This is a genomic window from Lysinibacillus sphaericus (assembly GCF_001629735.1).
Taxonomy (GTDB): Bacteria; Bacillota; Bacilli; order Bacillales_A; family Planococcaceae; genus Lysinibacillus; species Lysinibacillus pinottii.
Map to the genome: position 1 here is coordinate 1,350,774 of NZ_CP015224.1, position 14,475 is coordinate 1,365,248.

At 37.6% G+C, this 14,475-nt stretch carries 15 protein-coding genes and 2 pseudogenes; 13 read left to right on the plus strand and 4 right to left on the minus strand.

All coding sequences use genetic code 11. The features are described 5' to 3' along the window. Positions 1 to 17: 17 nt before the first annotated feature. Both A2J09_RS06625 and A2J09_RS06630 read right to left on the minus strand, forming a co-directional pair. Positions 18 to 1,214, minus strand: coding sequence for a class I SAM-dependent rRNA methyltransferase (locus tag A2J09_RS06625; RefSeq protein WP_036161571.1), 1,197 nt, complete (start codon positions 1,212 to 1,214; stop codon positions 18 to 20). 62 nt (positions 1,215 to 1,276) lie between these two features. Further along, entirely contained in the window at positions 1,277 to 2,194 is a 918-nt protein-coding gene (locus tag A2J09_RS06630; protein WP_012294347.1) for an alpha/beta hydrolase, read from the minus strand. A gap of 161 nt (positions 2,195 to 2,355) precedes the next feature. On the opposite strand from A2J09_RS06630, the gene A2J09_RS06635 reads away from it, so the two are divergent. The 3 genes and pseudogenes from A2J09_RS06635 to A2J09_RS06645 form a co-directional block, all read left to right on the plus strand. Beyond that, complete coding sequence (locus tag A2J09_RS06635) at positions 2,356 to 2,832, plus strand: dihydrofolate reductase (protein ID WP_012294348.1); 477 nt, start codon at positions 2,356 to 2,358, stop codon at positions 2,830 to 2,832. Between the two features lie 59 nt (positions 2,833 to 2,891). Continuing rightward, entirely contained in the window at positions 2,892 to 3,386 is a 495-nt protein-coding gene (locus A2J09_RS06640; RefSeq protein WP_036161575.1) for an HIT family protein, read from the plus strand. Between the two features lie 256 nt (positions 3,387 to 3,642). Next, positions 3,643 to 3,912, plus strand: a pseudogene (locus A2J09_RS06645) (transposase); the annotation flags it as partial. A 143-nt stretch (positions 3,913 to 4,055) separates the two neighbouring features. Here the strand turns inward: A2J09_RS06645 and trhA are convergent. After that, positions 4,056 to 4,691, minus strand: coding sequence for a PAQR family membrane homeostasis protein TrhA (gene trhA / locus A2J09_RS06650; RefSeq protein ID WP_012294351.1), 636 nt, complete (start codon positions 4,689 to 4,691; stop codon positions 4,056 to 4,058). A 274-nt stretch (positions 4,692 to 4,965) separates the two neighbouring features. Between trhA and A2J09_RS06655 the strand changes: the two genes are divergently transcribed. From A2J09_RS06655 to msrB, 5 genes are all read left to right on the plus strand, one after another. Then, positions 4,966 to 5,808, plus strand: a complete 843-nt coding sequence (locus A2J09_RS06655; protein ID WP_031418146.1) for a DegV family protein — start codon at positions 4,966 to 4,968, stop codon at positions 5,806 to 5,808. 198 nt (positions 5,809 to 6,006) lie between these two features. Further along, positions 6,007 to 6,936 (plus strand): GDSL-type esterase/lipase family protein, encoded by a 930-nt coding sequence (locus tag A2J09_RS06660; protein ID WP_227256843.1) that lies wholly within the window; start codon positions 6,007 to 6,009, stop codon positions 6,934 to 6,936. Positions 6,937 to 6,940: 4 nt separating this feature from the next. After that, positions 6,941 to 7,522: a YpmS family protein gene (locus A2J09_RS06665; protein ID WP_012294355.1), complete on the plus strand. Its 582-nt coding sequence runs from the start codon at positions 6,941 to 6,943 to the stop codon at positions 7,520 to 7,522. Between the two features lie 12 nt (positions 7,523 to 7,534). Beyond that, the gene (gene msrA / locus A2J09_RS06670) at positions 7,535 to 8,068 is read left to right on the plus strand and encodes a peptide-methionine (S)-S-oxide reductase MsrA (RefSeq protein WP_012294356.1); all 534 of its coding nucleotides are present in this window, start codon (positions 7,535 to 7,537) and stop codon (positions 8,066 to 8,068) included. Next, on the plus strand, positions 8,061 to 8,489 hold the full coding sequence (msrB, locus tag A2J09_RS06675; RefSeq protein ID WP_012294357.1) for a peptide-methionine (R)-S-oxide reductase MsrB: 429 nt from the start codon (positions 8,061 to 8,063) through the stop codon (positions 8,487 to 8,489). The genes msrA and msrB overlap by 8 nt, the downstream gene beginning before the upstream one ends. 218 nt (positions 8,490 to 8,707) lie before the next feature. Here msrB and A2J09_RS06680 read toward each other — a convergent pair whose 3' ends face one another. Then, a complete protein-coding gene (locus A2J09_RS06680; RefSeq protein WP_036161579.1) occupies positions 8,708 to 10,549 on the minus strand; it encodes a methyl-accepting chemotaxis protein in 1,842 nt (613 codons plus the stop codon). Positions 10,550 to 10,796: 247 nt separating this feature from the next. On the opposite strand from A2J09_RS06680, the gene A2J09_RS06685 reads away from it, so the two are divergent. From A2J09_RS06685 to A2J09_RS24130, 5 genes and pseudogenes are all read left to right on the plus strand, one after another. Further along, on the plus strand, positions 10,797 to 11,015 hold the full coding sequence (locus tag A2J09_RS06685; protein WP_031418149.1) for a YozE family protein: 219 nt from the start codon (positions 10,797 to 10,799) through the stop codon (positions 11,013 to 11,015). Positions 11,016 to 11,126: 111 nt separating this feature from the next. Beyond that, positions 11,127 to 11,834 carry a purine-nucleoside phosphorylase gene (deoD, locus tag A2J09_RS06690; RefSeq protein ID WP_031418150.1) on the plus strand — a complete coding sequence of 236 codons (708 nt, stop codon included), beginning with the start codon at positions 11,127 to 11,129 and terminating at the stop codon, positions 11,832 to 11,834. 550 nt (positions 11,835 to 12,384) lie between these two features. Further along, on the plus strand, positions 12,385 to 12,624 hold the full coding sequence (locus tag A2J09_RS06700) for a hypothetical protein (RefSeq protein WP_036161585.1): 240 nt from the start codon (positions 12,385 to 12,387) through the stop codon (positions 12,622 to 12,624). 632 nt (positions 12,625 to 13,256) lie between these two features. Then, complete coding sequence (locus tag A2J09_RS06705; RefSeq protein WP_012294363.1) at positions 13,257 to 13,778, plus strand: hypothetical protein; 522 nt, start codon at positions 13,257 to 13,259, stop codon at positions 13,776 to 13,778. Between the two features lie 288 nt (positions 13,779 to 14,066). Continuing rightward, a pseudogene (locus A2J09_RS24130) lies at positions 14,067 to 14,315 on the plus strand (CPCC family cysteine-rich protein); the annotation flags it as partial. Positions 14,316 to 14,475 lie beyond the last annotated feature (160 nt).

Sequence of the window (14,475 nt, forward strand, 5' to 3'; positions counted from 1 at the left end):
GTGTGATTCTAGATCAGTTAGTCGATTTTTTGAATAAAAACGACCTTCAAATAATTAAATTCAGGATATTCACGAGGCACACGGAAATCCTTTGGTAAACCGTATTCCTCTACAATTTTATAGCGTGTACGAGTCTCTTTAAATGCTTGGTCGATAAATCCTTTAAACTTTTTCATACCGAAGCTTGCATTATTTGTAGAAGCCACAATAATACCATTTTTGGCTGTAATTGCAATTGTATCCTTCAGTAATTTTGGATAGTCCTTCGCCGTTGAGAACGTCATTTGCTTTGTACGAGCAAAGCTAGGTGGATCTAAGACAACAAGGTCAAATTTTAATGCGTGACGCTGTGCATATTTAAAATAATGAAAAACGTCCATTACTTTTATATCCTGGGCTTCATAATCAATTTGATTGACGCTAAACTGCTCAATTGTTTTGGCTAAACTGCGCTTCGCAACATCAACACTTGTTGTTTTAATAGCTCCTCCAAGCGCGGCTGCTACTGAAAATGCCCCTGTGTAGGAGAAGGTATTAAGCATATTGGCTGTGTTCGCATAGCGCTCACGAATAGCTAATCGTACTTCCCGTTGATCAAGAAAAATCCCTGTCATCGCACCATCATTTAAATGGACTGCATAGGTCATCCCATTTTCCTTGACCAAAATTGGAAATTCGCCAGGAGTCCCCATAACAAAATCATCCTGTTCCATATATTGGCCTTTACCATCAAATCGTTTTTTCTCATAAATAGCTTGGTAGTTGATGGTTTCAGCAAGCGCCTCATAAACGACTTCTTTCAATGAGTAAATACCCTCGCTATACCAACTCACCATATAGTAGCCATTAAAGAAATCGATCGTTAGGCCACCAATGCCATCACCCTCACCATTGAAAACACGGAAGGCTGTTGTATGTTCATTCTGGAAAAATGCTTCTCGGAGTTGTATGGCTTTTTTGAACTTTTTAATGAAAAAAGCTTTATCGATGGTTTCATTGATATCAGTCGTCAAGACCCAGCCAATCCCTTTATTTTGAATACCGAAGTAACCTGTACCAATAAAACGATTATGGTGATCCATCAGCTTAAGTAGTGTCCCTTGCTCGGAAGGGAGTTGTCGTGCATCCACCGCATCTTTTGAAATTAATGGGTAGCCTTTTTTTAATTGATCAGCAAAAGGCTGCTTTATTTGTAGGGCAATTGTTTGTGTCATGTTGTCATCCTTTAAAAAACGTTTTGCTCTATTATCGCACTGTTTGGACGGGATAGCCAAACTTATTTCAGGAATTCAGCAATTTTTGCCACTGTTTCGATGGTCGCCTCTTCAAAATAATGCATCTTGCTAAAATAGCTATGAATCAAACCAGGCATGGTCATATGCTCTACAGGTACTCCTGCGTCCGCCAGTTTTTGGGCATAACTTAAACCTTCGTCAAAGAGTACATCTGCCTCTGCTGCAATGAGGAGGGTTTTAGGCATATGGCTTACATCCTCAAGTTGTAGAGGAGATACAAATGGATTCGCATAGTTGGATTCCTCTGTATAGTGCTGAGAAAACCATTGCATACCTTTTTTATCGAGGCCGAAATTTTCACCATAAGCCTGATAGGAAACGGTCGTGAAATCTACATTCGTAACGGGATAAATGAGTACTTGTGCTTGCAAAGACGGACCACCCGAAGAAGCAGCTAAGTGGGTCACGACCGTTGCTAAATTTCCGCCGGCACTGTCCCCAGCAACCGTCAACTGAGCAGCATCGCCGCCAAATGCTTTGATATGGTCATGCACCCATACTAAGCTATCGTAGGCATCCTGTAATGGAGTTGGAAAAGGAAATTCTGGAGCTAAACGATAATCTACTGAAACGACAATAGCTTGTGCTTGTTCTGCTAATAGCTGACAGCCAGCATCAACTGACTCTAAATTACCATATACCCAGCCACCACCATGATAATAGACAATAACCGGTAATGGTTGGTGATGAATAGGGATATAGAGTCGTAGCGTAATTTGAGCACCATCACGCACTGTAATTGCTTGTTCTTGTATGGACGCAAGTGTTGGTTTGTGTACGGATTGCCATGGCATAACCGTCCGCATCGCACGAGCTTCCTGTGGTGTGACTTGATAGTAAGGTGTCACACCATGCTGAGCTTGAATATAATGAACAGCTTCTTTTCTTAATGTAGTCATCCTCATCATTCCTTTATCTTGACGTTTATATCTTATATTATAAACTATTCATATAATTTTACTAGGATTTAATTGTAGAAAAAGAAAAATCTTTTATAAAAGAGGTGAAATGATTGAATTGTGTTTATAATAAAAGGGAAGAAAGTATTTGGAGGGACAGTATGATTTCTTTAATTGTGGCACATGATGACAACCATGTAATTGGGTATAATAACGGAATGCCTTGGCATTTACCTGGAGATTTGCAGTATTTTAAAAACAAAACAATGGGCAAGCCAATGATTATGGGCCGAAAAACGTTTGAATCCATTGGTCGTCCACTACCAGGACGTCGTAATATTGTTATTACACGAGATGAAAATTATCGTGCAGAAGGCATTGAAATTGTGACAAGCCTAGAAGAAGCAATAACAATGGCAGGGGATGTACAGGAAATTATGATTATTGGCGGCGAGCAAATTTTCCGTTTATCGATGGAAATAGCAGATCGCTTATATATTACGAAAATCAATCATTCTTTTCAGGGCGATACCTTTTTCCCAAGCTATGAGCAGGATTTTGTAGAGGTTGCTGCTGAACAGCCTGAAACAGCTTCAGAAGGCTATACATTCCAATATCAAATTTTTGAACGTAAATAACATGGAGAGACGCACGGTTTTGCTAGACCGTGCTACTTCTATATTTAGGGGAGATATTGATGCGCAACATAGTATTATCGAGTGGAGAAAATGTTTATGTTGATTGCTTGAGCTGTGCAATCATAAGTGGACAAATCGAGCCCAATGGGGGTGTTCTAATTGAAACGGATTATTTTCACGCCCATCAGGATATAGCTTATCCAATAAAGGGATTAGTTATAGTAGCCTCAAAGCGTCATATTCATTGCTTGGATGAATTAAATAATGACGAAAAACTGGATTACATCCATCTCTTAACAAAAATAAGACAAGCTCAAAGGGAAGTATTGGGCATAGCATACGTTTATTATTTTTACAACGAAGATACGACTCATCATTTCCACATTTGGATGGTGCCCCGCTATGAATGGATGAATGCATTCGGGCGATCCGTTGAATCCTTGAGGCCCGTGTTACTTCATGCCAGGAAAAATATGAATAATGAGGAGCATGAAAAAGAAGTAAGGGAAGCGATTAAGCTTTTAAGAGATTCCATAAAAAATCGCTCCTTGTGAAGAAGGGCACTGAAAAAGTCCATATCTTTTTTTCATTTGGCACTGTGACTCTACTGTTGTTTTCCGAAGCATTCCGCTCGCTTTCCGCGGGCGAGCGCCGAGTCTCCTCCTACGCTTCGCTTCGTGCGGGGTCTCGTCTGTCTCGCTTTCCCGCAGGAGTCGAGCGATGCTTCTGCAAACAACGCAATGTATCATACTATTATTTTAGTCACACTTTCCTTTATCATAAAAGAATGAATATGTAGGTGGAGCCCCAATGATTTCAAATCAGGAAACCCTTAATTTAAGTCCATACATGGCAATCTATGATATTGTTGTGCCAAAAGATAACATGCTTCGCCAGGTCAATGAACTTGTTGAATTTTCATTTTTTTTAGAAGAGCTAAAAACAAAATATTGTTTAGATAATGGACGTAATACCATTCCTCCAATACGCATGTTTAAGTACTTATTATTAAAAGCGATGAATGATGTATCAGACGTCGACCTAGTAGAGCGCTCAAAGTATGATATGTCATTTGGATATGGCAACAGAAGATCCAGTGAGACAGAAATAAGGCACTTCCTGTTCAAAATTGAACAAGAAGTGCCTTATTTTTATCTGAAAAAGGTTCGCTTTTATGAAAACATAAGTTTTTCAGTGCCCTCTTATGAAGGGAGCGACTTTTTTTATAAATAGAAGTACACACAAGCGTACATAGAGGCACAGCCAGCTAGCACAAAAAGATGCCATATTGCATGGTTATAAGGTAGAGAGCGCCAAGCATAAAAGATGGCACCAATCGTATAAAACAGCCCACCCGCTAGCAATAAAGCAAAGCCGTAAAAGCCTAAGTATAGATAAACGGGCTTAATAGCAAAAATGATTAACCAGCCCATGCCAATATAAAATATTAAAGATAGGACTTCAAAACGATTGATGAAGAAACATTTAAAAAGAACACCTAGGACAGCCAATGTCCAAATAATACATAACAAAGTCAAACCTAATGTGCCACCAACGGCAATTAATAAAAACGGCGTATACGTACCAGCAATTAAAATGTAAATGGACGAGTGGTCCAAAATAGCGAAAAAGTGTTTATATTTTTCTGGCATACTGTGTAGCAGTGTGGACATTAAAAACAAGATGATGACAGAGGCACCAAAAATACTAAAAGTAGTAATATGTAGAGCATTACCTGTTTGCACAGCTGTAACCAGTAAAACAATTAGAGCCGGAATACTTGCAATAAAACCAATACCGTGTGTAATGGCATTCCACAGCTCTTCCTTCCAAGATTTATAGTCAAATGAATCAATCATTTACAACACTCCTTTCGTTCATGTATTTACTATACCCCAATAATTTATATATGAACATTTACATTTGTCATATATTTCATATCAAAAATGTCATAAGGCTGTCATATTCTTTTAGGGGCTTTGATAGACAAGAGTTAAAGGAAACGCTATAGTATCAAAGGTAGCGTTTACATTCTAAAGAAATCAAGGCTTAACCTAATGACAAATGTCATGTTTACATAATGATTCATTAGTCTATATAATAAATTTTAATGAAGTAAAAGGATGTGTCGAAGTGGGACGAATTCATATAGTAACGGACTCAACTTGTGATTTAACTAAAGAAGAAGTAGCACAGCATGGCATACATATCGTGCCATTAACAATTCAAATTGATGGTGAAACATATATAGATGGTGTGGATTTAGAGCCACAACCTTTTTTAGGCTTAATGAAAAATGCTAAAAATTTGCCGAAAAGTTCGCAGCCTGCACCAGGGAAATTTAAGGAATTATATGATGAGTTAGGCAAAGATGGCGATCAAATTATATCCATCCATATGACAGGTGGTATGAGTGGCACGGTGGAGTCAGCACGACAAGCAGCTCAAATGACAGACGCCGATGTGACTGTGATTGACTCACGCTTTATTGCAATTGGTCTAGCTATCCAGCTACGTGAGGCTATAAAAATGCGCGATGCTGGAGCAACGGTTGAGGACATCGTGGCCCGTCTGGATAAAGTACGTGCAAACACACATTTGTATGTGATTGTGGATACCCTTGAGAATCTAATTAAAGGCGGTCGAATTGGTAAAGGAAAGGGCTTTATCGGCTCATTGCTGAACATCAAAGTTATTGCTAACCTAGAGGGTGGCGTTTACAATCCTGTTTCCAAGGTTCGTAGCCATAAACAGGTTGTGAATTACTTATTTAAACAATTCCAAGCAGATACGGCTGGGAAAACAGTTAAAACGGTCGGTATTTCTCATGCAGATGGCCTCATCACAATGGGTAATCCATTAAAAGAGTTAATCGAAGGAACTGGTTTTGATAAAGTTGAGATTGCCTTTACATCCCCAATTATTTCGACACATACTGGACCAGGTGCAATCGGATTTATTTATTTTGCAGAATAATAGTGAGGAGCTACTACATAAGTAAATGTAGTGGCTTTTTTTCATTTTTTACCTTTTAGCTGGATGCTTGTTCGGCATTTGGAAAAGAGGAAATTTGACAACAACACAAAATTATGGAGAACAGAGGGTAAGTCACTTTTCATTAGGGTATGAACTATTCTATAATAGAAGGTACAGAAAGGGATGGAAGGTGGTCAAATGGACATTTGGCGATTTATGTTGTCATGTTTGATCGTCTTAGTACTAAGTGGTTGTGCAATATCAATCGATGAGCCGAATCCGCAAGCAGAGCCTGACGGCGAGCAAGCAGAAACGGAGCAAGATATGACGCAGGATGAGCAACAAACAGTAGAAGAGGAAAAAACCTCCAAGAATATGCTGACGCAAATTTTTGAACATTTTTTTGAGCCATCAGCAGAGGATTTATCGCAAATTGATGAAGAAAATGCAAAGCAACTGCATTACTTGGCACTGGGAGATTCATTAACAGATGGTGTCGGTGATGAGTATAGTCAAGACGGTTATGTAGGAAGATTAGCAGATTCATTGCTTACGTGGCCTTCGATTTCCGAGGTGGATGTTGATAATCGTGGCAAACGGGGCAGACGTAGTGATCAGCTACTAAAATTAGTGAAAAAAGGGCATTATGATGAAGAGTTGCAGCAAGCGCAGCTCATTTCTTTAACAATGGGTGGCAATGATGTCATGAAAGTGGTTAAACAGGATTTGTTTAATCTGAAGCGTGACGCATTCGATAAAGAATTGCGGACCTATAAGCAGCGCTATAGCAAAATCGTTGAAGGAATTCGTGCAAAAAATCCGACAGTGCCTATCCTACTCATTGGATTCTACAATCCATTTTCGATTGTGACCAATGAGGCGAATGAATTCGATACAATTATCACAGAATGGAATAATGTGATTGAGGAAGTAGCGAGCGAAGATTCCAATGCATGCTACGTATCGGTGGAGGATTTATTTGATTCAAATGAAGAGCTCGTCTATCATACAGATTTTTTCCACCCCAATGCAAAGGGATATGAAAAAATGACAGAACGTATACTAGCAGCAATGGAGCAGTGTGGTATGGAAGAAAAGATTAACAAGGCAATAGGCTTCGAGGAGTGACAAAATGAATAAATGGAAAGTCGCGTTTTTCGCCTTAGCAGGCACAGTGCTTTTTGCAATCCTCCTCGTCGTTTTTTTAGCAACTAGACCAGTAGATGGAGTCGATGTTGCGAAGAGTTCAGCAGGTGAAAGTGAAAGCAAAGGAAATGTACTCGTGGTGCAAACCACAACAAAGGAATTAGAATCGATTTCCAAAAAATATTTAAAGGATGCAGCAAAAGGCTCGCCTTTACCACTTGATTTTACAATCGGCGATGATATTCAATTACGAAGCACACTTACCGTGTTTTATACGGAAATCCCGATTTCCATGAATTTTGATCCAATTGTGGATGACAAGGGCAATATTATTTTAAAGCAGACGGGAATGAATGTCGGGCTATTAAACATTCCGCCGGAGACGACCATGAAAATTATGCGGGATTCGGTGGAATTCCCTTCTTGGATTACCGTGAACCCCAATAAAGCAGAAATCTATATTGATTTATCGCGAATTAACATAGCATCAGGATCACGTGTCCGTGCTAAAGAATTAGACTTACCAAATGACAAAATTTTATTAGAAATTATTGTTCCTGGTGAATAAGGAGTGAAATGAATGGCAAAGCAATATGCAACATTTGCAGGAGGCTGTTTTTGGTGTATGGTCAAGCCATTTGACGAAACACCTGGCATTGAGTCGGTGCTATCAGGCTATACAGGTGGACATGTTGTCAATCCAACTTATGAGCAAGTGTGCTCAGAAACTACCGGACATGTAGAAGCCGTGCAAATCGTATACGATGATGACCTTTATAGTTATGAGCAACTACTATCCATCTATTGGACCTTAATAGACCCGACAGATGCAGGAGGCCAATTTTACGATCGTGGCGAATCCTACACAACAGCCATTTACTATCATAATGAAGAACAACGTCAACTAGCAGAGCGTTCAAAGGCTGATTTAGAAGCCTCTGGAAAATTTGATAAACCGATCATGGTGAAAATCTTACCTGCTAGCACATTTTACCCGGCTGAGGACTATCACCAATATTATTATAAGAAAAATCCAATGCACTATGAACGCTATTCGGTTGGAAGTGGTCGCCGAGCGTTTCAAGAGCATCACTGGGGGAACAAACATGAATAAAGAACAACGTTTAAAAGAACTCACAGACATGCAATATTATGTGACACAGGAAAATGGGACAGAACCACCATTTCGTAATGAGTTTGATGAGCATTTTGAAGAGGGCATCTATGTAGATATCGTCTCTGGGAAACCACTATTCAGCTCATTGGATAAATACAACTCAGGCTGTGGCTGGCCAGCATTTACAAAGCCCATCCAAAAAGAAGAAGTAACTGAACACTTCGACACTTCCCACGGTATGCGTCGGGTAGAGGTACGCAGTAAAGAAGCAGACTCCCATCTAGGACATGTCTTCCCAGACGGCCCAAGTGAACTAGGAGGCTTACGCTACTGCATTAACTCAGCATCCCTACGTTTCGTAGCAAAAGAAGATTTAGAAAAAGAAGGCTACGGCCAATTCCTATCATTATTCAAATAAAATATCATCCTAGCAAGAGCGACCTTGCTAGGTTTTTTTGTGCATTAACTAAGTAGAGGATAGAATGTGTGAAGTGAGGATAGAACGAGCGGATAGCACCTCTGACCTTGGCTGATTCACACCTCGCCATATTGAAGCATCTCCTCCTCAAAAAATAAGAGGGAATCCTTTCATTGGAAGGATTCCCTCTTAAATTTACAATAACGTTTAGAAAAAACTTAAACTTTAAATGCTCCTACTAGATTTCGCAGGCTGTCAGCTTGTTGAGCAAGCTCAGTGGCAGCCGCGTTGATTTCCTGCATGGAAGCGGAGCCCTGTGTGGCAGCGGCGGCGGATGTTACGGTGTTAGCCGCGGACTGCTCAGCATAGGCATTGACGTGAATGAAGTCGCTCGCTACGGCATTGCTAAAGTCAAGTGTAGATGCAATTTTATCCACCATGGCTGCAATTATCGTTGTTGTTTCTTGTGTATGCGATAAAATGTTGGCCAAAGATTGATTGGTTTCATTGGTTACTTCTACGCCTCGAATGACCGTAGTGACTCCTTCATGGTTTTGAGCAATAATAGATGTAACTTCATCTTGAATAGATGTCACGATAGCAGTTACTTCCTTGGCAGCACTTTGGGATTGCTCAGCTAGTTTTCGAACTTCATCCGCTACCACGGCAAAGCCTCGACCATGCTCGCCAGCTCGAGCCGCTTCAATCGCTGCATTTAAAGCTAGTAGATTTGTTTGCTCGGAAATGGCTGTAATGGTACCAATGATTGATGTAATGTCGGCAGATTTACGACCTAAAGCTTCGACCGTGGATGTTGTGGAAGCCATTGTTTCTTCGATTGATTGCATAACAAGCGAAGATTGCTCCACAGAAAGGCTTCCTTCATCGGCTGCTTGCTGCATGGCTATAGAGGCACGATGTACGGCACTGGCTTGTTCGTTCAATTGATGCATAGAGTGCTCTAAATCGCTCATTTTTTGTTGTGCACTATTCATACTAGAAATGGTATTATCACTATCGCTTGCAATATCTGCAGTCGCATCCGCAATATCTTGAATGGTACGAGCATTTTCATCTGCTAGCGACATGAGCTCCTGACTACTGCTTGATACATGATCAGCCAGTTCACTTACACGTCGAATTAAATTGGAAATGGATTCAATCAACGTATTTGTGGAAGCAGCAATAATGGAAAATTCATCACGATTTCGCACTTTCACACGCCTCGTCAAATCGCCTCCTGCCTGAGCAATATCAAGGATGGAGTCATTAATCGCTTGTGTATTACGTTTCAAAGATTTAAAGAGCATAAAACCAAACATAACAATGGCTAAAAACCCTATAATAGATACGATAAAGAATGTAGTGATCGAAAGGTTTACTTGTTGATTAAGCTTGTCTAATTTAGCTTTATTCGATTCATCCATTACAATATTTATGGATTCAATATTATTATCAATATGGGTTTTCATTGTTTCCCCAGTAGCCCCCATCATAAGCTTACGGGCCTGCTCAAGACCAAGTTCATCACGCATAGTCATCACTTTTTTTGAATAATCCAAGTAATTTCTATAATACTGGTCAATGGCCTGTATATGACCAAGCTCAACTTCCCGATCCTGAAATTGTTCATTTAAAGCCGTTAATTTTTTATTAATAGTATCAATTTTCAAATGATATGAAGTAGAATAAATGCCATTACCTGTAATTAAGTAACTTTGTTCCAAATTCGTCAGCCTTGCAATCTCATACGCAAGTTGATTTACTGTTAACTGCTCTAAGACATTCTTCTTAGTGAAATCCTCCATCTCCTGCTGAAGCTTCTGTATATTGACATAAGACAATATACCCATTACACCATTAATTACAATAAGAAGTGCGAACATCATAAGCACTTTTCCTCTAATTAAATGGTAAAAACGTTGTCGTTTTACTCTATTAGGACGGGGATTGATCCCGTTTTTCTCTTGTATAGAAGCTTTCTTTCTCTTAAAAAAGCTAAAAGTGAAGAGAGTCGGGCGTTTTTTTGCTGCATCATGAATATTCTTAGTCTTTTTCATCGCATCACCTTCCTAATTTTTAGTAATCGATTTCCATTTTATCTTATTTTACTAGATATTTCTATTATTTTTTCTAAAAATTTAAATTTTTCTGATAGCTATAGCTGTGACAAAAGTCAGGATTGTCCAAGAAAATAGTGCTAAAACCTTGGATAGGTAATATATCTTAGTAGTGGAAATTATGACGAATAACGGTTTTTCTGATACACTATCGAAAAGTAAATGCAAGAAAAGGGGAAATTGTGTGATGAAAAAAAGTTTTTATTTATATGTCCTAACATTTCGGGGCGGCGACTGGTCAGACCCTAAGGTACGGTTTGCAGAGGAAATGTTTCATGAGCATAATTTTCCAAAGCAAAGCACAGACTTTAACGAACTATCCAACTACATTGAATCCTATGCTACAGAAAATTTAACAATTGAAGCTTTTGATCATTTGTGGGAATTATATGAGGGACAGGCATAATTGTACGAAAACTATAAATAATTTTTTAGTTGCTAGACGTCTAGCATTGCGTAAATGACAGAAACACAGTATTATTTATAGTGATAACTGACAGAAAAGAGGGATTGCAGTATGAGTGTTCATATTAATGCAAAAAAAGGTGAAATCGCTGACACAATTTTACTTCCAGGAGATCCACTTCGTGCAAAATACATCGCGGAAACATTTTTAGAGGATGTAACTTGCTACAACGAGGTACGTAATATGTTTGGTTATACGGGTACGTATAAAGGCAAACGTATTTCAGTACAAGGAACTGGTATGGGTGTGCCATCTATTTCAATCTATGCGACAGAATTAATGCAAGAATATGATGTTCAAAAATTAATCCGTGTAGGTACTTGTGGTGCAATTCAAAAAGATGTGAAAGTGCGTGACGTGATTTTAGCACAAGCAGCAACATCTGATACACGTATGAACCAAATCATTTGGGGTGGAGCTATCGACTTCGCACCAATCGCAGACTTTGACCTATTATTGAAAGCGTATAACGCAGGGAAAGATGCTGGACTTAACTTACAAGTAGGGAATATCTTCACAGCAGATTTATTCTACTCAGATGAGCATCAAAATGAAAAATTAGCACAATACGGTGTACTAGCTGTAGAAATGGAATCAGCAGCTCTTTACACATTAGCCGCTAAATTTGGCCGTAAAGCACTTTCTGTTCTAACAGTAAGTGACCACATCATTACAGGTGAAGTAACAACTTCAGAAGAACGTCAAACAACATTCAACGACATGATGGTTGTCGCATTAGAGGCAGCTATTCAAGACTAGTTGATAAAACAGCGTTTTCAACATGTATGAAATACCTTAATAAAAGCAACCGACCAAAAAACGACCATTTTTGTAAAATGGAGTTAAAGTAGTCGGTTGCTTTTTCTTTATCTTTCATAGTTAAGTGACTATAGGTATTAATCGTTTCTTGAATGTTAACATGTCCAAGTTGCTCCTGAACATACTATCCGGATGTGCAGGGAAACCGTTTGTTTTTGTGAATAGTAGATTTATTGAATTGTTATCGTCATCTTCCAAAGGTGTCCAAGCTTCCCCTGATGCGAGTTGTAACTTCTGGTCCTTTGTATATTGTTTTATTTCTCTCATTAACTCGATAGGGACATTGACAAACGTATCTCTTTGTTTTTGTGGTACCTAAGAAAAAATTTTTTACTTCTTCATCATATTAATTACACAGGAAAAAAAGGTAACCATTCTTGAAAAGACAATGATATACTTTCTTCTCTTCTAGAATCAACAAGTGGTAGTAATGAAACTAGCGGTATTCGAATTGAATGCAGAGTATAAAAAAATCTGGAGGAGTTTATATATGACTATTAAATGGAATATAGAACAAATTATTTTCGATACTCTATATGAAGCTGACACATGGGCAGATTCCATAGCAAATGAAATATATGGAAGAATTTATAATGGATATGATACTCCAGATTACAAGATAGCATATTCTCTTGCTTTTAGATTAGCTTCAATAAAAGGATGTAGGATTTATACGGAATGTAGTATAGAAGATAGATATAAAGTATGGGTCATTTTTGAAAATGAATAGTAAAAAGGTGAAAGTTCTATTAGTTTAAAATTAGTATAGACTGACATTGACATAGTCAAGTAATTAATACTCAGTCACCAAAATAACAACCAGGAGCTCAATTGAATGTGAGTACCTGGTTATTTTTTGTTTAATATTTTTTTACTTCAAATGAAGCAATTTTATCATGTACAATATATTCTGTTACTTTTTATAAGGAGATATTGTTTCTTTAAAATCTGTGTTTTCTATTATAGCTGTAATAATTGCTTGCTCTTCAAACAGTTTTCATTGACTAAACCCTTTTGTCCTAGCCTCCTTTACATTACTCTTGAATAGTAGTTAAAATTCCATCTTCAAAATACAAATATTTATAATCATAATAAATCCATTGCTCACTTACACCATATGTAGTAGTTGTTTCATTAAAGGGGCAAGCATTTATCGCATTTTACCTTATGTCTAATAGAGGGCGTTCAGCACCTTTTTATAACTGGCTGAACGAGCGTGACCATAGAACACACAAAAATAAATAACAGACCAAAACCTAGAAAAATGGCTAGAATCACAAATGGATAGTTATCCAAAATAATCTTGTTCATTGTATTATAAAGATAATGGAATAGAAATAGGAAGAAAGGAATGGAGATTATATGTTCAAGGATATTCAAAAGTTGTTTGATGATTACAATTTATTTGCTAGACAAATTGCAAATGTAAGATTATCAAATTTGTCATTTCTTGTATATGAATTTAGAGATAATTATGAAATGCAAGTAGATATAATATTTGCAGAAAAAAGTCAATTTGATAATATTCAAGAGGCATTTTCTGCAATATTAAAAAAAGAATTGTTTGATGGAGAGGAGTGGGATATCCATGATGAACCAAATCCTTCTGATGAACAATGGCTAACCGCGCTAGAAAATTTCTGGATTAATAATTATTACCCCCCCAAAAACATTTGTATTGAGTTAGTGAACCAAGGTGAGTTTCTATGTAGATTTCAAAATGAATTAGCATATCTTAATGTAACAGAACCAATTGTTAAAGAACTTTTAACTAAATTAAATCACATTGAAACTATTCAACTAATAAAAGGATATACATATGACTACATATTTGGACAGTCTGATAGTCATTATTTTGTGTTTGAATGGGGGATATATGATTAGTTTATTGACCATGTCTTGATGGTTTTTTGTTATTTATTTTTTATTAAATATTTGTGAATGGAAAGTGCACAGTGAACGTCCAATGCTTTTCTATAATTAGTTAAATTAACCTAATAGTCTTCCACAATCATTAGTGCATAGTGAACCATCTTTAGATAATTGGCTTGAAAATTAATGGAAATAGTTATCCAAATGAAAGTTGTATAGGGTATTATTAAACTTACTGAGTAGTTTAGTAAGTGTTTTGTAGAAAATGACATAGAAATGAGTCGAGAGGTAAGGTGTACCATGAACAAAATTACGTGCCCCTGTTGTGGCTATAGAACATTGGATAGTGATGGTAGCTATGATATATGCCCAATTTGTTTTTGGGAGGACGACCCTTTTCAAAAAGAAAATGAGTACGATTTAGGTGCTAACCATGTGCCCCTTGTTGAAGCACAAAAAAATTATATTAGGTATGGTGCTTGTGAGAAAAGGTTTGTTAAAAATGTTCGAAAGTCTAATGAACAAGATAAAAGAAATCCGAATTGGAAGGCATTTAAGGATGATTTATATGAGCTGGGATTAGTTTGTAGAAGGTTTAAAGAAGGGGTGTATAATATTGCAGATTTAGAACATAACTTATCTTTGATTGATAGTTCAAAAGAGATAAACAAAATTATAGAACAAGCTATGAATGATATAGAAATGATTA